16 protein-coding genes, 1 tRNA gene and 2 rRNA genes are annotated in these 20,724 nt (G+C 41.0%); 17 read left to right on the top strand and 2 right to left on the bottom strand.

Going from position 1 to position 20,724, the window contains the following annotated elements:
- Window positions 1–44: 44 nt before the first annotated feature.
- The 7 genes from H1225_RS11790 (at window position 45) to H1225_RS11760 (ending at window position 7,388) form a co-directional block, all read left to right on the top strand.
- Window positions 45–3,041 (top strand): 23S ribosomal RNA (locus H1225_RS11790).
- Window positions 3,042–3,157: 116 nt separating this feature from the next.
- Window positions 3,158–3,273 (top strand): 5S ribosomal RNA (gene rrf, locus H1225_RS11785).
- 50 nt (window positions 3,274–3,323) lie between these two features.
- Window positions 3,324–3,400 (top strand) — tRNA-Asp (locus tag H1225_RS11780).
- 218 nt (window positions 3,401–3,618) lie between these two features.
- Window positions 3,619–4,404 carry an endonuclease/exonuclease/phosphatase family protein gene (locus tag H1225_RS11775; protein WP_072065154.1) on the top strand — a complete coding sequence of 262 codons (786 nt, stop codon included), beginning with the start codon at window positions 3,619–3,621 and terminating at the stop codon, window positions 4,402–4,404.
- 184 nt (window positions 4,405–4,588) lie between these two features.
- A complete protein-coding gene (locus H1225_RS11770; protein ID WP_161724121.1) occupies window positions 4,589–5,782 on the top strand; it encodes an NAD(P)/FAD-dependent oxidoreductase in 1,194 nt (397 codons plus the stop codon).
- Between the two features lie 11 nt (window positions 5,783–5,793).
- Window positions 5,794–6,183 carry a hypothetical protein gene (locus tag H1225_RS11765; RefSeq protein ID WP_161670788.1) on the top strand — a complete coding sequence of 130 codons (390 nt, stop codon included), beginning with the start codon at window positions 5,794–5,796 and terminating at the stop codon, window positions 6,181–6,183.
- Window positions 6,184–6,206: 23 nt separating this feature from the next.
- On the top strand, window positions 6,207–7,388 hold the full coding sequence (locus tag H1225_RS11760) for a methionine gamma-lyase (protein WP_161724123.1): 1,182 nt from the start codon (window positions 6,207–6,209) through the stop codon (window positions 7,386–7,388).
- A gap of 78 nt (window positions 7,389–7,466) precedes the next feature.
- Here the strand turns inward: H1225_RS11760 and H1225_RS11755 are convergent, their stop codons facing one another.
- Window positions 7,467–8,834 (bottom strand): amino acid permease, encoded by a 1,368-nt coding sequence (locus H1225_RS11755; protein WP_006534096.1) that lies wholly within the window; start codon window positions 8,832–8,834, stop codon window positions 7,467–7,469.
- Window positions 8,835–9,000: 166 nt separating this feature from the next.
- On the opposite strand from H1225_RS11755, the gene queE reads away from it, so the two are divergent.
- Complete coding sequence (gene queE / locus H1225_RS11750) at window positions 9,001–9,672, top strand: 7-carboxy-7-deazaguanine synthase QueE (protein WP_161706270.1); 672 nt, start codon at window positions 9,001–9,003, stop codon at window positions 9,670–9,672.
- 82 nt (window positions 9,673–9,754) lie between these two features.
- Here queE and queD read toward each other — a convergent pair whose 3' ends face one another.
- Window positions 9,755–10,120: a 6-carboxytetrahydropterin synthase QueD gene (gene queD / locus H1225_RS11745; RefSeq protein WP_109400217.1), complete on the bottom strand. Its 366-nt coding sequence runs from the start codon at window positions 10,118–10,120 to the stop codon at window positions 9,755–9,757.
- 298 nt (window positions 10,121–10,418) lie between these two features.
- Here queD and cysJ point away from each other — a divergent pair, with 298 nt between their 5' ends.
- The 9 genes from cysJ (at window position 10,419) to ispD (ending at window position 20,722) form a co-directional block, all read left to right on the top strand.
- Complete coding sequence (gene cysJ / locus H1225_RS11740) at window positions 10,419–12,230, top strand: NADPH-dependent assimilatory sulfite reductase flavoprotein subunit (RefSeq protein WP_161727569.1); 1,812 nt, start codon at window positions 10,419–10,421, stop codon at window positions 12,228–12,230.
- Entirely contained in the window at window positions 12,231–13,961 is a 1,731-nt protein-coding gene (gene cysI / locus H1225_RS11735) for an assimilatory sulfite reductase (NADPH) hemoprotein subunit (protein WP_115065588.1), read from the top strand.
- Window positions 13,958–14,689, top strand: a complete 732-nt coding sequence (locus tag H1225_RS11730; protein WP_109848389.1) for a phosphoadenylyl-sulfate reductase — start codon at window positions 13,958–13,960, stop codon at window positions 14,687–14,689. Before cysI ends, H1225_RS11730 begins: the two co-directional genes overlap by 4 nt.
- Window positions 14,690–14,893: 204 nt before the next feature.
- Window positions 14,894–16,318, top strand: a complete 1,425-nt coding sequence (gene cysG / locus H1225_RS11725; RefSeq protein ID WP_161748387.1) for a siroheme synthase CysG — start codon at window positions 14,894–14,896, stop codon at window positions 16,316–16,318.
- An 11-nt stretch (window positions 16,319–16,329) separates the two neighbouring features.
- Window positions 16,330–17,238 (top strand): sulfate adenylyltransferase subunit CysD, encoded by a 909-nt coding sequence (gene cysD, locus H1225_RS11720; protein WP_161670794.1) that lies wholly within the window; start codon window positions 16,330–16,332, stop codon window positions 17,236–17,238.
- Between the two features lie 11 nt (window positions 17,239–17,249).
- Window positions 17,250–18,701 (top strand): sulfate adenylyltransferase subunit CysN, encoded by a 1,452-nt coding sequence (gene cysN, locus H1225_RS11715; protein WP_115065587.1) that lies wholly within the window; start codon window positions 17,250–17,252, stop codon window positions 18,699–18,701.
- Entirely contained in the window at window positions 18,701–19,315 is a 615-nt protein-coding gene (cysC, locus tag H1225_RS11710; RefSeq protein WP_082147393.1) for an adenylyl-sulfate kinase, read from the top strand. The genes cysN and cysC overlap by 1 nt, the downstream gene beginning before the upstream one ends.
- A gap of 330 nt (window positions 19,316–19,645) precedes the next feature.
- Entirely contained in the window at window positions 19,646–19,936 is a 291-nt protein-coding gene (ftsB, locus tag H1225_RS11705) for a cell division protein FtsB (RefSeq protein ID WP_036913758.1), read from the top strand.
- 39 nt (window positions 19,937–19,975) lie between these two features.
- Window positions 19,976–20,722: a 2-C-methyl-D-erythritol 4-phosphate cytidylyltransferase gene (ispD, locus tag H1225_RS11700; protein WP_006534078.1), complete on the top strand. Its 747-nt coding sequence runs from the start codon at window positions 19,976–19,978 to the stop codon at window positions 20,720–20,722.
- Window positions 20,723–20,724 lie beyond the last annotated feature (2 nt).

Here is a 20,724-nt window from a genome sequence, read left to right as displayed (position 1 = left end):
TCACCACCCAGATGTCTTCAAGAAAAGACACCTTCGGGTTGTGAGGTTAAGCGAATAAGCGTACACGGTGGATGCCTAGGCAATCAGAGGCGATGAAGGACGTGCTAATCTGCGATAAGCGTCGGTAAGGTGATATGAACCGTTATACCCGACGATTTCCGAATGGGGAAACCCAATATCCAATGGATATTATCCTGACATGAATACATAGTGTTAGGAAGCGAACCGGGAGAACTGAAACATCTCAGTACCCCGAGGAAAAGAAATCAACCGAGATTCCCCTAGTAGCGGCGAGCGAACGGGGAACAGCCCAGAGTCTTAATCAATAGCAGCATCAGGAGAACGGTCTGGAAAGTCCGGCAGTAAAGGGTGATAGCCCCGTATCCGAAGATGCTGTTATTGTGAACTCGACGAGTAGGGCGGGACACGTGTTATCCTGTCTGAATATGGGGGGACCATCCTCCAAGGCTAAATACTCCTGATTGACCGATAGTGAACCAGTACCGTGAGGGAAAGGCGAAAAGAACCCCGGCGAGGGGAGTGAAAAAGAACCTGAAACCGTGTACGTACAAGCAGTAGGAGCCTCTTTATGGGGTGACTGCGTACCTTTTGTATAATGGGTCAGCGACTTATATTCTGTAGCAAGGTTAACCGTATAGGGAGCCGTAGGAAACCGAGTCTTAACTGGGCGAATGAGTTGCAGGGTATAGACCCGAAACCCGGTGATTCATCCATGGGCAGGTTGAAGGTTGGGTAACACTAACTGGAGGACCGAACCGACTAATGTTGAAAAATTAGCGGATGACTTAGGATGGGGGTGAAAGGCCAATCAAACCGGGAGATAGCTGGTTCTCCCCGAAAGCTATTTAGGTAGCGCCTCGTGAACTCATCTTCGGGGGTAGAGCACTGTTTCGACTAGGGGGTCATCCCGACTTACCAACTCGATGCAAACTGCGAATACCGAAGAATGTTATCACGGGAGACACACGGCGGGTGCTAACGTCCGTCGTGAAGAGGGAAACAACCCAGACCGCCAGCTAAGGTCCCAAAGTCATGGTTAAGTGGGAAACGAAGTGGGAAGGCTCAGACAGCCAGGATGTTGGCTTAGAAGCAGCCATCATTTAAAGAAAGCGTAATAGCTCACTGGTCGAGTCGGCCCGCGCGGAAGATGTAACGGGGCTAAACCATGCACCGAAGCTGCGGCAGCGAACGTATCACTTAAATTTGTTTGTGATGAACCGATTGACGGAACGAAGTGACGTCAATGCGTCCATTAAAGTCGAGGCGAAAGCGAGATTAAGCGAATTTAAGGATACGTTCGTTGGGTAGGGGAGCGTTCTGTAAGCCTGCGAAGGTGTACTGTGAGGTATGCTGGAGGTATCAGAAGTGCGAATGCTGACATAAGTAACGATAATGCGGGTGAAAAACCCGCACGCCGGAAGACCAAGGGTTCCTGTCCAACGTTAATCGGGGCAGGGTGAGTCGACCCTAAGGCGAGGCTGAAAAGCGTAGTCGATGGGAAACGGGTTAATATTCCCGTACTGGTGGTAACTGCGATGGGGGAACGGAGAAGGCTAGGTTGTCCGGGCGACGGTCGTCCCGGTTCAAGCATGTAGGCAGAGTGACTAGGCAAATCCGGTCACTTAATGCTGAGGTGTGATGACGAGCCACTAAGGTGGTGAAGCAATTGATGCCCTGCTTCCAGGAAAAGCCTCTAAGCTTCAGGTTACCAACAATCGTACCCCAAACCGACACAGGTGGTCAGGTAGAGAATACTCAGGCGCTTGAGAGAACTCGGGTGAAGGAACTAGGCAAAATGGTGCCGTAACTTCGGGAGAAGGCGCTGGCGGTAAGTGAAGTCCCTTGCGGACGGAGCCGAAGCCAGTCGAAGATACCAGCTGGCTGCAACTGTTTATTAAAAACACAGCACTGTGCAAACACGAAAGTGGACGTATACGGTGTGACGCCTGCCCGGTGCTGGAAGGTTAATTGATGGGGTTATCCTTAGGGAGAAGCTCTTGATCGAAGCCCCAGTAAACGGCGGCCGTAACTATAACGGTCCTAAGGTAGCGAAATTCCTTGTCGGGTAAGTTCCGACCTGCACGAATGGCGTAATGATGGCCAGGCTGTCTCCACCCGAGACTCAGTGAAATTGAACTCGCTGTGAAGATGCAGTGTACCCGCGGCAAGACGGAAAGACCCCGTGAACCTTTACTATAGCTTGACACTGAACATTGAGCCTTGATGTGTAGGATAGGTGGGAGACTATGAAGTGTGGACGCCAGTCTGCATGGAGTCAACCTTGAAATACCACCCTTTAACGTTTGATGTTCTAACCTAGGCCCATAATCTGGGTCGGGGACCGTGTCTGGTGGGTAGTTTGACTGGGGCGGTCTCCTCCTAAAGAGTAACGGAGGAGCACGAAGGTTGGCTAAGCATGGTCGGACATCATGCGGTTAGTGCAAAGGCATAAGCCAGCTTGACTGTGAGAGTGACGGCTCGAGCAGGTACGAAAGTAGGTCTTAGTGATCCGGTGGTTCTGAATGGAAGGGCCATCGCTCAACGGATAAAAGGTACTCCGGGGATAACAGGCTGATACCGCCCAAGAGTTCATATCGACGGCGGTGTTTGGCACCTCGATGTCGGCTCATCACATCCTGGGGCTGAAGTAGGTCCCAAGGGTATGGCTGTTCGCCATTTAAAGTGGTACGCGAGCTGGGTTTAGAACGTCGTGAGACAGTTCGGTCCCTATCTGCCGTGGGCGTTGGAAGATTGAGAGGGGTTGCTCCTAGTACGAGAGGACCGGAGTGAACGCACCACTGGTGTTCGGGTTGTCATGCCAATGGCATTGCCCGGTAGCTAAGTGCGGAAGAGATAACCGCTGAAAGCATCTAAGCGGGAAACTTGCCTCAAGATGAGTCTTCCCTGTCACCTTGAGTGACCTAAAGGAACGTTTAAGACTAAGACGTTGATAGGCTGGGTGTGTAAGCGTAGCGATACGTTGAGCTAACCAGTACTAATGAACCGTGAGGCTTAACCTGACAACACCGAAGGTGTTTTGTCTGAGAGACAAAGATGAATGAAGTAGGCTTGTTTAAGATTGAATATTGCTGGCGACTGACCGAAAGGAAAGAAGCGGGTAATAAAATCGAATTTGCTTGGCGGCCATAGCGCAGCGGTCCCACCTGATCCCATGCCGAACTCAGAAGTGAAACGTTGTAGCGCCGATGGTAGTGTGGGGTCTCCCCATGTGAGAGTAGGGAACTGCCAGGCATCAATTAAAGCGTTAATGTTAAATAACATTAATCGCGAAAAGAATACGCGGAGCGGTAGTTCAGTTGGTTAGAATACCTGCCTGTCACGCAGGGGGTCGCGGGTTCGAGTCCCGTCCGTTCCGCCAACATTAAGAAACCTAAGTCATTAGACTTAGGTTTTTTTTTTGCTTAAAATTTAGAAAAAAGTATAAATTAATCAGATAATTTTAAGTAAATATAACTATTATGTATAAAAATAATTACTTTTGTTGATAATGATGTCCTTTTAAAGGGTGAGAGTGAGGCTTGCCTTTGGTATACTTTAGCTATAGCAAGAGATCTTGCTGTTTACCTGAGGTTGCTAATGGCGAAAAAACCGACTTATTCAGTGCGTTTTGTGGCAGGTCAACCTGTTGAGCGGATTGAACCTAGCCCGCCTTTAAGTGAAAGAAAGGATATTTTACCTATTGGAATGCCTCTTTACACCGAAGGCATTCTAAAAATTGCGGTTTGGAATATCTATAAACAGCAACGTCCCAATTGGCGCAATATGTTGGAAATACTTTCGACAGATACACATTTGCTTTTGTTACAAGAAGCGCAAACTACACCAGAGCTTGTCCGTTTTGCTGGGGCTCATCATCTAATAGCAGACCAAGTTCCTGCCTTGGCTTTTCAACAACATCCTGCAGGAGTGATGACATTATCAAGCTCTCATCCTATCTATTGCTGTCCTCTCAGAGAGAAGGAACCCTTCTTACGATTGTCCAAATCAGCATTAATTACGGTATATCCATTAATTACGGGTGATCATTTAATGGTCATTAATGTACATGCGATTAATTTTAGTTTTGGAGTTGATGTTTATCAGCGTCAATTGAGCAATTTATCTGTTCATATCATGCATCATAAAGGGCCGGTTATTTTAGCAGGAGATTTTAATGCGTGGAGTCGTCCAAGAATCAATGTATTAAAACGCTTTGCGAGAAGATTAGGACTTAAAGAAGTTATTTTTGACAATGATTGGCGTACCAAAGCCTTTGGCAAACCGTTAGATTATATTTTTTATCGCGGACTATCGTTAAATAATGCTGAAGTGTTGATCACTGATGCATCCGATCATCATCCTTTAATTGCGACATTCTATTAATTGGTTATGATAACAGTAATAAATATTAAGCTAATAATATTTAAATGTTATATAACTATATTTATTATTTATTAATATAACTATATTAGACTTAATTAACCTATCTATTTAATCTATTTGTTATATTAACATCATTTACTATACTTTTTTTGTCTATCTAATATCACTAGATATAGGAAATAAAATGCCAGCAAAAAATATAGTTATTATTGGCGGTGGTACCGGCGGAACTATTCTTGCTAATATCCTAGCTAAAAAATTAAATGAAGAAATATTTTCAAATAAAATTAAAATTACACTTATTTCAGATAATCCTAATCATTATTACAAGCCTGCATTTATGTATATTGCATTTAATCTTTTTTTAAAAGAAGAGCTAATGCGATCAGAAAGAAGTTTATTAAGACCTGAAATTGAATTTGTTATCGATAAAGCAGAACGTTTTGACTTTAATAATAAAGTGATTTACTGCGAATCTACTAAAAAATATAACTATGATTTTTTAGTATTAGCAACAGGTTGTGTTCCTAGTCCTCATAGAATTGAAGGCTTAAAAGAAGCGGGAAATCATTTTTACCAATATGAAGCGGCTAGAACACTTGCTGATAAATTAGCTAAAATTGAAAAGGGTCGTGTATTTATTACGGTTAGCTTCCCTGAAACGCCAAATGTACCTCACCAATGTGGGATCGCGCCAATGGAAACCACATTGATGCTGGATGAATTTCTTCGCCAGCGTCGGGTGAGAAATAATATTGAAATTGTTTATACCTATCCTACGGTTGCTCAACTTTTAAGAAACTGTCTGTTTATGCAACAAGAGGTTTGTGAAGTGCTTCCTGCTGTATTCTCTGAGCGAGATATTAAAGCTAAACGAGGCTTTACGTTGAGCCATGTTGACCCTGATAAGAAAATAGCTTACTCAAAAGAAGGCGAGGCAGAGCCATTTGATATCCTTATGAGTACACCGCCTATTACTGCCGTTGAGGCGATCCGTAATACAGGTTTAAGTGAACATAATAATGGTGAAGGCTGGTTACCTACTGATCCTGAAACATTGCAGGTCTATGGATTAAATCAAGTGTATGTTCTTGGTGATACGGTTGATTTACCGATTAGTAAAGCCGGTGGTAGTTGTCATAATCAAGCGGGCGTAATTGCAAATAATATCTGTGGTGAACTTCGTTATGGTTATCCTGCTGCAATTTATGATGGTCGCGTGCAAGCAGTTGCACAAATGGGATTATCAGCAGGTATGCCATTACAGTATGACTATAAACATGACGTAACTCCTACACCACCAACAAAGCTGGGCGGGTTACTACGTAATAGTTATAACCGAGGCTTATATTGGGCAACCGTTAGAGGATTATTATAGGGGATACAATAATGAGTGAAAATAATTTAAGCCCAGCAGATATTCAATTATTATCTGACGAAGACAAATTACATCTTCAACATTTATTAGAAAAAGCAAGACCATTATTAGCATTAAAGCGTTTTGATAATATCGTCGATTTATTATCTTTAATATCTGACTCAATAGATATTATAGATAATGCGACAGTTGAAAAACTTTCGGTTGCGTTTGAAGAAACATTAATACCAGTATGGGAATTAAGTACTGCTTATAATATGGCAAAGAAAGAATCTCTTTATCAAGATAAAAAATATACTTTAGGTTCAACTTTCGCATTGTTAAAAAATCCTGATACCCTCAAAGGGATCTCAATTATTCTAAGAACAGTTCAAATTATTGGAGAAAATAACCATAAATAGAAAATTAATTGTGAGGAAATATTATGAGACAATCTAGTAAACATTTTAATACTCAAGCAATACATTATGGCTATTCTCCGTTAGATTCTCAGGGGGCATTAGTGCCTCCTATTTTTCAAACATCCACTTTTGTTTTTCCAACGGCACAATACGGCGCTGATTGTTTTGCAGGTAAAGAGAAAGGACATTTTTATTCTCGGATCTCAAATCCAACACTCGATTTATTGGAAAAGCGTCTAGCTCAATTAGAAAAAGGAGAAGCCGCGATTGTCTTTTCTTCAGGAATGGGGGCGATTACTTCTGGTTGCTGGTCGTTACTAAAACCTGACGATGAATTAATTGCAGATATGACGCTTTATGGTTGTACTTTTGCGTTCTTCAATCATGGGCTCGCTAAATTCGGCGTTAAAATAAAGCATGTTGATTTAACTAACCTTGAAAAATTAAAAGAAGCAATCACAGAGAAAACAAAGCTCATTTTCTTCGAGACGCCTGCTAATCCCAATATGCGTGTCAGTGATATAGCAAAAATATCAGAAATTGTGCATCAACATAATATTTTAGTAATGGTAGATAGCACTTATTGCTCGCCTTATTTACAGCAACCTTTAGGACTTGGTGCAGATATTGTTGTGCATTCAATGACCAAATACTTATCAGGCCATGGTGATGTAACGGCTGGCGCGATTATAACAACGCATGAATTAGCCGATAAAATACGTGTTGAGGGTTTAAAGGATATGACAGGGGCTTGTTTGTCTCCTCACGATGCTTCATTAATATTGCGGGGAATAAAAACACTTGGGATAAGAATGGAGCAGATCTGCGAAAATGCACAACGTATAGCACAATACCTTGAAGATAATCCTAAAGTCGAAACGATTTATTATCCTGGATTAGCTTCTTTTCCTCAATATGAACTTGCCAAACGCCAGATGCGTTTAGCCGGTGGCATGATAGCTATTGAGTTAAAAGGAGGTATTAAAGCAGGTAGAGAGTTTCTCAATCGTTTAAATCTTTTTAGTCGAGCTGTGAGTTTAGGAGACTGCGAATCTTTAGCTCAACATCCTGCCACAATGACCCATGCCACTTATAGTGCAGAAGAACGACAAAGGCATGGTATTAGTGATGGTTTAATTCGATTATCAATTGGTCTTGAAGATGTCGAAGATTTAATTGCTGATTTAAAGCAAGCATTGGTTTAGTGAAAATCACATAATCATAATAAAGAAAAAGGCTGTGAAAATATCCACAGCCTTTATTGTTTAACTCAAAAATACGACTTATTTCTGGTTCATTCTCGGTTTGATACCTACATAGTAGCCAATAGTTAAAATTGCTACCCATACCATACCGACAACCAATGCCATTCTGGTTGACTCAAAATAGCCTAAGATTGCGATAACAAACGCCATAAAGACAATGGTTAGTGCGGGGGCAACAGGCCAAAATGGTACTGGGAATTTCAGTGTTTTTACCTCTTCTGCGCTCATCTTACGACGCATAGCAACTTGAGAAAGTAAAATCATTAACCACACCCAAACTGTTGCAAATGTTGCAATAGAGGCGATTAAAACAAAGATTTGCTCTGGAATAAGGTAGTTAAGTACTACGCCCAGCAACAAGACGACAGACATCACTAGCACCGTCATCCAAGGTACACCATTACGGGTGAGCTTCATAAAAGATTTTGGTGCTTGTCCTTCTTGAGCCATACCGTACATCATACGACCAGCGCCGAAGATATCACTGTTGATCGCAGAAATTGCGGCTGTAATAACCACTAGATTTAAGATGTTTGCTGCTGAATTGATCCCGAGATTTGAGAAAATCTGTACAAATGGGCTACCATTATGGCCGATTTGTTGCCAAGGGAAAATACACATTAGAATGAATATTGTTAGAACATAGAATAATAAGATACGAAACGGTACGGCATTGATAGCTTTAGGAATGGTTTTCTCAGGATCTTTCGCTTCACTGGCAGTAATACCAATGACTTCAATCCCACCAAATGCAAACATCACAATGGCAAGAGAGGCGATAACTCCTTCAATGCCATTTGGCATAAAACCACCAAACTCCCATAAGTTAGAAATACCAATAGGATGTTCTGTTTGTTGGCCAAAGCCATACATCATAATGACAATACCACCAATTATCATGGCGATAATCGCAGTGACTTTAACGATAGAAAGCCAAAATTCCATTTCACCAAATATCTTCACATGGCAAAGGTTTAAGGCGCCAATAAAGCAAACAATGCCTAATACCCATATCCATTGATCAACATCTGGGAACCAGAGTTTCATATAAAAACCGAATGCGGTGACGTCAGCCAGACAAACAATCAGCATTTCAAAAACGTAGTTCCAGCCAGTTAGAAATCCCGCTAAGGGCCCCATATAATGGCTAGCATATTGTGAGAAAGAGCCCGCAACAGGATGATGAACAGCCATTTCACCTAATGCACGCATAACCATAAATACTGCCGCCCCACCAATAAGATAAGCAAGCAATACAGCTGGGCCTGCTTTCTCAATAGCGGCCGCAGAGCCATAAAATAAACCTGTACCGATTGCAGAGCCTAGCGCCATAAAACGAATGTGCCGCCCTGACAATCCTCGTGAAAGTTGATTCTCTTTTTGCATCTAAAGTATTCCCATCTCTGTCCAACTGAGGAACTCTATCCTCTTTTTCAGTGTCTTCTCGCACGTTAGCTATTCAAAACAAACCATGTACCTTATCATAAAGCCTCTTACGGTGAGATAGTTATCTGTAATAATCATCAGCATTCATTGGATATCAGAGTTTCTTATGCAATACCCCATTAATGAAGTGTTTCAAACCTTACAGGGTGAAGGTGTTTTTACTGGCGTTCCTGCGCTTTTCGTTCGATTACAAGGTTGCCCAGTCGGTTGTAGTTGGTGTGATACCAAGCATACTTGGGAAAAAGAAGACGAAAAAAAAGTTCTTCTTGGCGATATTCCTATTAAAACGCAAGAAAGTGATACGTGGGGAGAAGCCAGCGTTGCTCAGATTTTATCACTTTTTCAACAGCAAGGTTATAGTGCGAAACATGTCGTTATTACAGGTGGAGAACCTTGCTTATATGATTTACGTCCTTTAACTGAAGGACTTGAGCAAGCAGGTTTTGCCTGCCAGATAGAAACCAGTGGTACTCATGATATTTTATGTAGTGAGAAAACATGGGTGACACTATCCCCAAAAGTAGGCATGAAAGGGGGATTTACAGTATTACCCAGTGCCATTAATCGAGCTAATGAGATAAAACATCCCGTTGGGCGTGAAAAAGATATTGAAGCATTGGATACCTTACTGACATTACGCACAGAACACCCTGCACCTATTGTTGCCTTACAACCCATTAGTTGTAAAGAGAGTGCGACGGCATTATGTATTAAAACCTGTATTGAACGTAATTGGCGTTTTTCAATGCAAACACATAAGTATTTAAATATTGCATAATCGCGTTTTTAATATAAAAAATCAGCCCATAAAAGGCTGATTTTCTTTTTTTAGGTGATAACGATTTAATATTAATACAGATCTATTCACCGCGATAAATACATCCTGCTGTACACGTTTCTTTCACCATCACCGCAGATAATAATGGCAATGACGGTTTTACTTGTTGCCAAATCCATTTTGCCAGCACTTCGCTGGTCGGATTTTCTAGGCCTTCAATTTCATTAAGATAGTAGTGATCTAGACGCTCAAGAGTAGGTTTAAATGCGGCTTTCACATCAGCAAAATCAATAAGCCAACCTGAATGTGCATTAACTTCACCTGTTAGCTCTAATCTAACAAGAAAAGAGTGCCCATGAAGACGTCCACATTTGTGGCCCTCAGGAACATGTGGCAAATGGTGGGCGGCTTCAAACTGAAAATCTTTAAAGATGGTGGTTGTCATCAAAACTCTCTTGACTTAATTAGTAAAAAAAAGACACAAATAGAACGAAGGCTACCAGTGTAGCCGATTTAGCGTATCACGCCTAATCCCCCTTAATCTTAATGGCTTATTATGTTCCTTTTTGCTTATTCATTATATTGATAAAGGAAACCAATAAATAAATTTAGCATTTAAGGTTATTAGATAGAGCTAACAGGTCTTTAATTCACCTTCTAGTCGTGGGATACCCTCTCAATATTAGAAATATTATCGAAGAACAATAAAGCACAGATAAGTGCTTCGCTTTTTTAAGGCAGGATAAATGAGCAATCAACCTCCATTATTATCAATGCTTCCATTAACACTGGAGCAATTGAGTAAATTACAGGACGCAACAAAAGATCTCTCAACAGCGCAAATTGCGTGGTTATCTGGCTATTTGTGGGGGCAACTTAATCCTTCTGTCGTATCTGCATCGACAACGGTTACGCCAGTGCAAGTACCAGAACAGGAAACTATTACCTTGATCTCTGCTTCTCAAACCGGTAATGCACGTCACCTTGCAGAACAGTTACGAGATCATCTGGTTGCTCATAAATTGAATGTAGAACTATATTCTGCAGGTGAATATAAATTTAAGCAGATCCATAAAACAACAACCTTGATCATCATTGCATCGACGCAAGGTGAAGGTGATCCTCCTGAAGAAGCGATTGCTTTCTATAAATACCTGCACTCTAAAAAAGCATCTGAAATGAAGGAAACGTCTTATGCGGTATTCAGTTTAGGCGATACCTCTTACGAACATTTCTGCAAAGCAGGTAAAGATTTTGATGAGCGCATAGCACAACTGGGCGCAACACGTTTATTACCAAGAGTTGATGCCGATGTTGAATATCAAACCGTTGCAGATGAATGGATAAAACAGCTTACTGAACTCTTAAAAGCAAAAGTACCAGCACAAAGTACACAAGTTTTACAACAAACACAGTCAGGTACGACGGATACGATTGAGGCCTCTATTTATCATCGAGATGCGCCTTTTACTGCCACATTACTGACTAATCAAAAAATTACAGGTAGAAATTCAGATAGAGATATTCGCCATATTGAAATCAGCCTTGAAGGTTCTGATTTGCAATACCAACCGGGCGATGCGCTGGGCGTTTGGTTTAATAACTCGCCTGAAAAAGTCGATGAACTTATTGCATTATTGTGGCTAAAAGGTGATGAACCTGTCACATTAAAATCTCAAACATTCACCTTAAAAGAAGCCTTATTACATCATTGTGAATTGACTCAAAATAGTGCACCTATCGTAAAAGCCTATGCGCAATTGACGCGCCATGAAGATTTATTGTCATTAGTGTCTGATAAAATCAAGCTTCAGCAATATGCAGATAAATACCCTATTAATGAGATGGTACGCCAATATTGTGCTCAACCCACTGCACAAGATTTTGTTGATATTTTACGTCCACTAACTCCTCGCCTTTACTCTATTGCATCATCACAACAAGAAGTAGAAGACGAAGTACATCTTACTTTAGGGGTTGTGCGCTATGACGTTAACTCACGTGCTTATACTGGTGGAGCCTCTGGTTTTTTAGCGGATAGCTTAAAAGAAGGCGATAGCATCAATGTCTTTATCGAAAAAAATGCACATTTTCGCTTGCCTAAAGATAACACAGCACCTGTCATTATGATTGGCCCAGGTACAGGTATTGCACCTTTTAGAGCCTTTATGCAACAGCGCGAAAATGACGGTGCAACAGGTAAAAACTGGTTATTTTTTGGTAATCCTCATTTTGTTGAAGATTTTCTCTATCAAGTGGAATGGCAACGCTATGTCAAAAGCGGTTTGTTAACTCATATCGATTTAGCATGGTCACGGGATCAAGCACATAAAATTTATGTACAAGATAAATTGCGTGAGCGTGGTAATGAGATTTGGCGATGGTTACAACAAGGCGCTTATCTTTATGTCTGTGGTGATGCATCACATATGGCAAAAGATGTTGAACAGGCGTTGTTAGAGATTGTGATGGAGTATGGCAATAAAAATAGTGAAGAAGCAGATGAATATTTAAGTGAGCTACGCCTAGAACGGCGTTATCAGAGGGATGTCTATTAAATGAAATCACAGACTCAAGCGCCCTTAGTGGTTGAAGGGAAACTGGCTGATAGTGAACGCATGAAAAAAGAGAGTCACTTTTTACGCGGCACTATTACAGAAGACTTACAAAATGGTTTAACGGGTGGGTTTGAAGGTGATAACTTTCTATTGATCCGCTTTCATGGCATGTATCAACAAGATGACAGAGATATTCGTGCTGAACGTGCAGAGCAAATGTTAGAGCCGCGTCATGCCATGATGCTACGTTGTCGCTTACCTGGTGGCATTATTTCCCCTAAACAGTGGCTTCGCATTGATCAGTTTGCGACTGAAAATACACTTTATGGCAGCATTCGTATTACTAATCGTCAAACATTTCAATTTCATGGCATCTTAAAAGGCAATGTAAAACCCGCACATCAAATGCTAGCAGCAACAGGGCTAGATTCTCTAGCAACAGCGAATGATGTAAACCGTAATGTGTTATGTACTTCAAACCCAGTGCAGTCTTCATTACATCAAGAAGCGTATGAGTGGGCGAAAAAAATATCAGAACACTTATTACCGCGCACCCGTGCTTATGCAGAAATTTGGTTAGATAAAGAGAAAGTTACAACAACAGATGAAGAGCCTATTTTGGGAGAAACCTATTTACCGCGGAAATTTAAAACCTCGGTGGTGATCCCGCCTCATAATGATGTTGATCTTCATGCTAATGATATGAATTTTATTGCAATTGCTGAAAACGGGCATCTAGTTGGGTTTAACGTGCTGGTGGGGGGCGGTCTTGCAATGACGCATGGCGATAAGAATACCTTTCCTCGCTTAGCCAGTGAGTTTGGTTATATCCCTATTGAAAAAACCTTAGCAATTGCTGAGGCGATTGTGACGACCCAGCGTGATTGGGGAAATCGTACTGAGCGTAAAAATGCAAAAACAAAATACACATTAGAACGTGTTGGAATAGAAACATTTAAGCAGGAAGTTGAACGTCGTTCTGGTGTTATTTTTGATGCTATTCGACCTTATGAATTTACCCATCGAGGTGATCAAATTGGTTGGTTAAAAGGTGTTGATGATAAATGGCATCTTACTTTATTTATTGAAAGTGGCCGATTAATTGATAAACCTGATGCTCAGTTAAAAACGGGGGTTGCTGAAATTGCTAAAATTCATCAAGGTGATTTTCGCCTTACAGCTAATCAGAATTTAATTGTGGCGGGTGTACCTGAAAATGAGAAAGCAAATATTGAAGCTATTGCTCGCCGATATGGATTAATTGATGACAAGGTGACCCCACTGCGCGAACATGCAATGGCCTGTGTTTCTTTTCCAACATGCCCATTGGCGATGGCAGAAGCTGAGCGCTTTTTACCCTCATTCACCGACACACTAGATAGCTTAATGACAAAACATGGTGTGAGTGAAGAGCATATTGTTGTTCGTGTAACAGGATGCCCAAACGGTTGTGGTCGAGCTATGTTGGCAGAAGTTGGGCTGGTGGGTAAAGCCCCCGATCGTTATAACCTACATTTAGGCGGTAATCGTATTGGGACACGTATCCCTAGAATGTATCGTGAAAATATTACTTCGCAAGAAATTATAGCAATACTTGATTCATTGATTGGTGATTGGGCCATTTCTCGCCATAACAATGAAGGTTTCGGTGATTTTCTTATTCGCACTAATGTTGTTAAACCTGTACTAAATTCAGCAACTGATTTTTATGAAGTACAGGAGGCAGTATGAATATATTTCAGCTTGAGCAACTAAGGTTATTAACGATAGAAGAACAACAAAAAACGTTAGCTGAAATTAATCAACAACTTGAGAAACTCACCGCTATTGAACGTATTACTTGGGCTTTAGCTCATTTGCCTAAAGCTTATGTATTAAGCTCTAGTTTTGGTATTCAAGCCGCAGTATGCCTGCATTTAATCACTCAGCAATATCCTGATATTCCTGTGATTTTGACCGATACGGGTTATTTGTTTCCTGAGACGTATCAGTTTATTGATACATTGACGCAACAGTTACAACTTAATTTAAAGGTGTATCGAGCTGAATTATCTTCATCTTGGCAAGAAGCGCGTTACGGAAAACTTTGGTTAGAAGGGATTGACGGTATTGAGCGTTATAACCAGATAAACAAAGTAGAGCCAATGGAAAGGGCACTAAAAACATTACAGGCTCAAACATGGTTTGCAGGTCTTCGCCGACAACAAGCTAAAAGTCGTGAACATTTACCTGTGCTTTCAATCGCAAAAGGGATCTTTAAGTTTTTACCGATAGTAGATTGGGATAATAAGCAAATTCATCAATACCTTAAAGAAAACAACTTACCTTATCATCCTTTATGGGAGCAAGGTTATCTCTCTGTAGGGGATACTCATACAACCCGAAAATGGGAAGAAGGTATGAGCGAAGAAGAAACACGATTTTTTGGTTTAAAACGTGAGTGTGGGTTACACGAGTAACGTTATTATTTACCAATAAATAATAGGGGGAATAGCGCTTGTCTATTGCCCTTTTTGTCATTTTAAAAAATTAACTATTTGAAATTATTTGTTTTTCCCTTATTCCTTTCTGTTCCATCACATAGCTTTTTGTCATTTCATAACCCCTAAAGCACCTTTTATAGTCGTTAGTTATAAAGTGAACAACGAAGGTGAAATGCGCGTATGGATTACCTACCCTTATTTGTGGAATTAAAAGAACGCCCAGTGTTATTGGTGGGTGGTGGTCATGTTGCTGCGCGTAAAGCTTTGCTGTTGTTAAGAGCCGGCGCTTGCTTAAGAGTGATTGCACCTCAGTTATGCGATGAATTACATCTTGCTTATCAGCAAGAGAAAATTGAATGGGTATCAGCCAAATATCAATCTGAACATTTATTAGGAATGATGCTGGTGATTGTTGCAACTGATGACAGTGCGCTTAATCAGCAAGTTTATCTTGATGCACAAGCACGACATATTTTTGTCAATGTAGTGGATTCTCAGCCTCAATGCTCATTTATCTTTCCTGCGATTATTGATAGAAACCCCATTTTGATTGCAATTTCATCGGCTGGGAAAGCCCCTGTTTTAGTGCGAATGATCCGCGAGAAATTAGAAGCTTTATTACCAAATTCATTAGGCACAATGGCGACAATAGCAGGAAAATGGCGCCATAAAGTGAAACAACACTTAGATACTTTTCAAGCGCGTTGTCGTTTTTGGGAGCAAGCCTTCGGTGGTAAATTTGCCACTTTAGTGGCGAGTGATCAATTGGTTCAAGCAGAGGCCCAACTTGAACAACAACTAAAACAAAAAGAGAACCAACAAGGTGAACTCGCATTAGTTGGGGCTGGCCCAGGTGATGCTGGTCTATTAACACTGCGTGGTTTACAGGTTATTCAACAAGCTGAAGTTGTTCTGTATGACAGTTTAGTGAGTCCTGAGGTTTTAGAGCTTGTACGACGCGATGCTGACACTATTTGTGTCGGTAAAAGAGCGGGGCACCCTAGTGTTTCTCAAGAAAAAATCAATGCACTGATCGTGAAATATGCGCAATTGGGTAAACGTGTTGTCCGATTAAAAGGCGGCGATCCCTTTATTTTTGGCCGTGGTGGCGAAGAGCTAGAAATTGCAGTACAACATGGCATTTCATTCCAAGTTATTCCCGGTGTTACTGCGGCAAGTGGCGCAAGTGCATACGCTGGTATTCCATTAACGCATCGTCAATATGCCCAAAGTGTCACCTTTATGACGGGGCATTGTAAAGCTGATGGAATTGAACCGGATTGGGCATCATTAGCGCAAGCTAATCACACTCTCGCGATTTATATGGGAACGACAAAAGCAGAGTTTATTAGCCAGCGTTTAATCAAACTCGGACGTTCTCCACTAACGCCAATTGCGGTGATTAGCTGTGGTACACGTCGTGAGCAACAAGTCTTCACGGGAAATCTAACGCAATTAGCGCAATTGGCAGAAAAAGCACCGACTCCAGCTCTATTGATTGTGGGAGAGGTGGCTGCATTACACCATCAACTTGCGTGGTTTGGCGATAGACACGCATATCCGTCTTTACCTTCGCACCATTCATCTTTGGTTTATTTTGCCTAAACGAGGTTGCTATGAATGAAACACAATTAACCCATCTTCAGCAATTAGAAGCAGAAAGCATTTATATTCTGCGCGAAGTCGTCGCTGAATTTGAAAATCCCGTCATGCTTTATTCAATAGGCAAAGATTCCTCGGTGATGTTGCATTTAGCACGCAAGGCGTTTTATCCGGCTAAATTACCTTTTCCTTTGCTACATGTTGATACTGGCTGGAAATTTCGAGAAATGTATGAGTTTCGAGATAAAACAGCTAAAGAATATGGTTTTGATCTTAAGGTTTATCGCAATCCACAAGGTGAAGAGCTTGGAATTAATCCGTTTATTCATGGTAGTGCAAAACATACGGATATCATGAAAACAGAAGGGCTAAAACAAGCCTTAGACAAATATGGTTTTGATGCGGCATTTGGTGGTGCGCGCCGTGATGAAGAAAAATCACGAGCTAAAGAGCGTATTTATTCGTTTAGAGATAGAAAGCATCGCTGGGATCCGAAAAATCAACGGCCTGAATTATGGAAAAACTATAACGGGCAGATTAACAAAGGTGAAAGTATTCGCGTATTTCCACTATCTAATTGGACGGAACTCGATATTTGGCAATATATCTATTTAGAGAATATCGACATCGTTCCTCTCTATTTTGCCAAAAATAGACCCGTTATTGAACGTGATGGCACCTTAATTATGGTAGATGACGACAGAATTGATCTAAAGCCGGGTGAATTGATCGCTCAGCAAAAAGTGAGATTTAGAACTTTAGGATGCTGGCCATTAACGGGTGCGATACCTTCACAAGCAGAAACGCTACCCGCCATTATTGAAGAAATGCTGATTTCCACCAGCAGCGAACGACAAGGGCGTTTAATTGACAGTGATCAGTCTGCCTCGATGGAACTGAAAAAGCGCCAAGGTTATTTTTAATCGGAGGAAATATGGGACTTTTAGCCGTAAAAACGAATCAACTTGTCGCGGGAGAAATCGCACAACAGGGTGGTGTCGAGCGCTATCTTAAAACTCAACAAAATAAAGGATTACTGCGATTTCTAACTTGTGGGAATGTCGATGATGGAAAAAGCACATTAATAGGACGTTTACTTCATGACACAAGGCAGATCTATGAAGATCAGCTTTCTACATTACAAAATGAAAGTAAAAAGATCGGTACCCAAGGTGAAAAGCTCGATCTGGCTTTGCTGGTGGATGGATTAGCGGCAGAAAGAGAGCAAGGGATCACTATTGATGTTGCTTACCGATATTTTTCAACATCAAAGCGTAAGTTTATTATTGCTGATACACCTGGACATGCGCAATATACCCGTAATATGGCGACAGGTGCATCAACAAGTTCACTTTCTATTCTGTTGATCGATGCTCGAAAAGGCGTACAAGAACAAACACGACGACACAGTTTTATCAGTACACTTCTTGGGATCCGTCACTTGATTGTTGCAATTAATAAAATGGATCTGATGGATTACCAGCAAGCGATCTTTGATTCGATCCAGCAAGATTACCTTCATTTTGCTGAGCAGCTTCCAACGGATCTCACTATTCAATTTGTCCCTATTTCCGCTCTTGATGGTGACAATGTGGTTTCTCCCTCATTGAATATGCCTTGGTATCAAGGAAAAACATTGCTTTCATTATTAGAGGATGCACCAGTTAAATTGGGTTCAGATGTTCAGGCACTGCGTTTCCCTGTGCAATATGTGAATCGCCCAGACTTAGATTTTAGAGGATACAGCGGTACAGTGTCTTCAGGTGTGCTTTATCAGGGGCAGCAAATTAAAGTATTACCTTCAGGAAAACATACAACGATTAAACGTATTGTCACGTTTGATGGTGATTTAACGCAAGCCAAAGCAGGGCAAGCAATCACACTGGTTTTGGCAGATGAAATTGATATTAGTCGTGGGGATATTATCGTTGATGATAACGATACAACCGCCAAGATTAGCACTCATGCGTTAATTGACGTGGTGTGGATGTCAGAGCAACCTTTAGTCCAAGGTCATACTCTAGATATCAAGATCGCAGGTAAAAAAAGCCGCGCCAAAATAGAGAATATTCATTATCAAGTAGATGTAAATAAACTCACTCAACAAGTAACAGATAATTTAAGTTTAAACGCGATTGGTAGTGTCGAAGTCTCATTTGAAGAGCCGCAGGTGCTGGATAACTATCAAATTAATGCTGATACTGGAGGCTTAATTCTGATTGATCGACTAAGCAATGTTACCGTAGGCGCTGGTCTTATTCGAGAAACGAGAGATAACGCGATACAAACTATGACGCAATATGATGCTTTTGAAGTCGAGTTAAATCAGCTTATTCGTCGCCACTTTCCCCATTGGGGAGCGAGAGATCTTCTTGGAGGAAAATAGTGGTAATTAGCAACGATATTGTTTGGCATCCTCATAAAATTGGATTAAGTGAACGTGAATCACAACAAGCACACAAAGGATGTGTGCTTTGGTTTACGGGGTTATCTGGCTCAGGTAAATCCACACTTGCCGATGCGCTAGAACAAGCGCTTTATCAGCATTCACAAAAGCATTCTCCCATTCATAGCTACTTATTAGACGGGGATAACTTACGCCATGGATTATGTTGTGATCTTGGATTTAGTGCAGAAGATAGGCACGAAAATATTCGCCGTGTGGGGGAAGTGGCTAAATTGATGGTAGATGCGGGGCTTATTGTCTTAACGGCTTTTATCTCGCCTTACCAAAAAGACAGACAACAAGTTAGAGATCGCTTTGAGAAAGGAAGATTTATTGAGATCTTTGTTGATACCCCACTTTCTATTTGTGAATCCCGTGATCCGAAAGGGCTTTATCAAAAAGCAAGGCGGGGTGAGATAAAGCAATTTTCAGGTATAGACTCGCCTTATGAACAGCCTATTGCTCCTGAATTACATTTAGACGGCACTCTTTCTATAAGTGAACTCATCCAACAAATCCTCGCATATCTACGGCAAAAACAAATTTACTGCTAATTTTATGATGACATTAAATTATCTCTGCACGAATCCTCCATAAAAGGGGGGAATGTGTAGAGATAATGTATGCAATAGAGGAAAAAATAGTTATTTCGGTATGCCTTTTAAAATACAAATCACGCTTTAATTGAGCATTCATTTATTGATAAATGAACCCCGTAGCACTGCCTTTTAATAAGAAAAAATCAAACCTTTGTCTGAATTTTACAGAAGTTGCCCACGTTTATAGTGAGGAGAATAGGAATAATAATGTAATATATTCCAGCACTTTTGTGGCGTCTGTGGTTGAGTTGTGGGATGATTAGCCCATTAATCTTGGGGGTGGTAATGGGGAAATTAACAGTCTTACTTCTGATTTTACTTGGCTGGCTACAATATTCATTGTGGTTAGGTAAAAATGGTATCCATGATTACAATAAAGTAACTCAAGAAGTTGAATCTGCATTGGCGCAAAATACGCAGTTAAAAGAGCGTAATGATCGTCTATTTGCAGAAATTGATGACCTCAATGGCGGGCAAGAAGCGTTAGAAGAACGCGCTCGTAGTGAATTAGGAATGATAAAGCCTAATGAGACATTTTTCCGTATTGTGAGCGATAAATCTCAACCACGTCGTTAATTTATTGAATTAATAGTGTGTCCTGATACAAATATCATAATGAATATAATAAACTCTACTCTTCCTATTGTTGCTGTTATTCCTGCGGCCGGTATTGGAAGTCGAATGCAATCAGTCCGCCCAAAACAATATTTGAAGATTGGCGGATTGACTATTCTTGAACATACCATTAATGCCCTATTAAAACACCCACGCATAATGCAAATTATCGTGGCGATCAGTCCTAATGACAGCTATTTCCACACTTTACCTTTAGCGCAAGATGAAAGAATAATTACGGTTAATGGTGGAGGTGAACGCGCTGACTCTGTATTGTCAGGTTTAGAGTATGTCACACAACATTTTTCTGAAAATACATGGGTGTTAGTTCATGATGCAGCAAGACCTTGTCTGCATTTTGGCGATCTTGATCATCTTATTAAATTAATCGATGAAAACGTTATGGACCCACAATTTTGTGGTGGCATTCTTGCAACCCCTGTTCGCGATACAATGAAACGTAGTCATCAACAAGATAATCATATTGAACAAACAGTAGAAAGAACAACGCTATGGCATGCTTTAACGCCACAATTCTTTCCTGCCTTTTTATTAAAACAAAATATAGAAAATGCACTCTCACAAAAAGCAATGATCACTGATGAAGCCTCAGCGATGGAGTTTGCAGGATATGAACCTTTATTAGTTAAAGGTCGTGCGGATAATATCAAAGTTACTCAGCCAGAAGATTTAGCGCTTGCAGAGTTTTTCCTCTCACGTCAAATCACCAGTATAAGGAACACATAATA

The sequence above is a fragment of the Proteus penneri genome, from assembly GCF_022369495.1.
GTDB lineage: Bacteria > Pseudomonadota > Gammaproteobacteria > Enterobacterales > Enterobacteriaceae > Proteus > Proteus penneri.
Note: the sequence above shows the minus strand (reverse complement) of the source record. Positions and strands in the feature narration are given on the sequence as shown.

Coding starts and splice junctions, on each gene's coding strand:
- H1225_RS11775 (WP_072065154.1), top strand. CDS start 3,619: ATGGCGAAAAAACCGACTTATTCAGTGCGTTTTGTGGCAGGTCAACCT.
- H1225_RS11770 (WP_161724121.1), top strand. CDS start 4,589: ATGCCAGCAAAAAATATAGTTATTATTGGCGGTGGTACCGGCGGAACT.
- H1225_RS11765 (WP_161670788.1), top strand. CDS start 5,794: ATGAGTGAAAATAATTTAAGCCCAGCAGATATTCAATTATTATCTGAC.
- H1225_RS11760 (WP_161724123.1), top strand. CDS start 6,207: ATGAGACAATCTAGTAAACATTTTAATACTCAAGCAATACATTATGGC.
- H1225_RS11755 (WP_006534096.1), bottom strand. CDS start 8,834: ATGCAAAAAGAGAATCAACTTTCACGAGGATTGTCAGGGCGGCACATT.
- queE (WP_161706270.1), top strand. CDS start 9,001: ATGCAATACCCCATTAATGAAGTGTTTCAAACCTTACAGGGTGAAGGT.
- cysJ (WP_161727569.1), top strand. CDS start 10,419: ATGAGCAATCAACCTCCATTATTATCAATGCTTCCATTAACACTGGAG.
- cysI (WP_115065588.1), top strand. CDS start 12,231: ATGAAATCACAGACTCAAGCGCCCTTAGTGGTTGAAGGGAAACTGGCT.
- H1225_RS11730 (WP_109848389.1), top strand. CDS start 13,958: ATGAATATATTTCAGCTTGAGCAACTAAGGTTATTAACGATAGAAGAA.
- cysG (WP_161748387.1), top strand. CDS start 14,894: ATGGATTACCTACCCTTATTTGTGGAATTAAAAGAACGCCCAGTGTTA.
- cysD (WP_161670794.1), top strand. CDS start 16,330: ATGAATGAAACACAATTAACCCATCTTCAGCAATTAGAAGCAGAAAGC.
- cysN (WP_115065587.1), top strand. CDS start 17,250: ATGGGACTTTTAGCCGTAAAAACGAATCAACTTGTCGCGGGAGAAATC.
- ftsB (WP_036913758.1), top strand. CDS start 19,646: ATGGGGAAATTAACAGTCTTACTTCTGATTTTACTTGGCTGGCTACAA.
- ispD (WP_006534078.1), top strand. CDS start 19,976: ATGAATATAATAAACTCTACTCTTCCTATTGTTGCTGTTATTCCTGCG.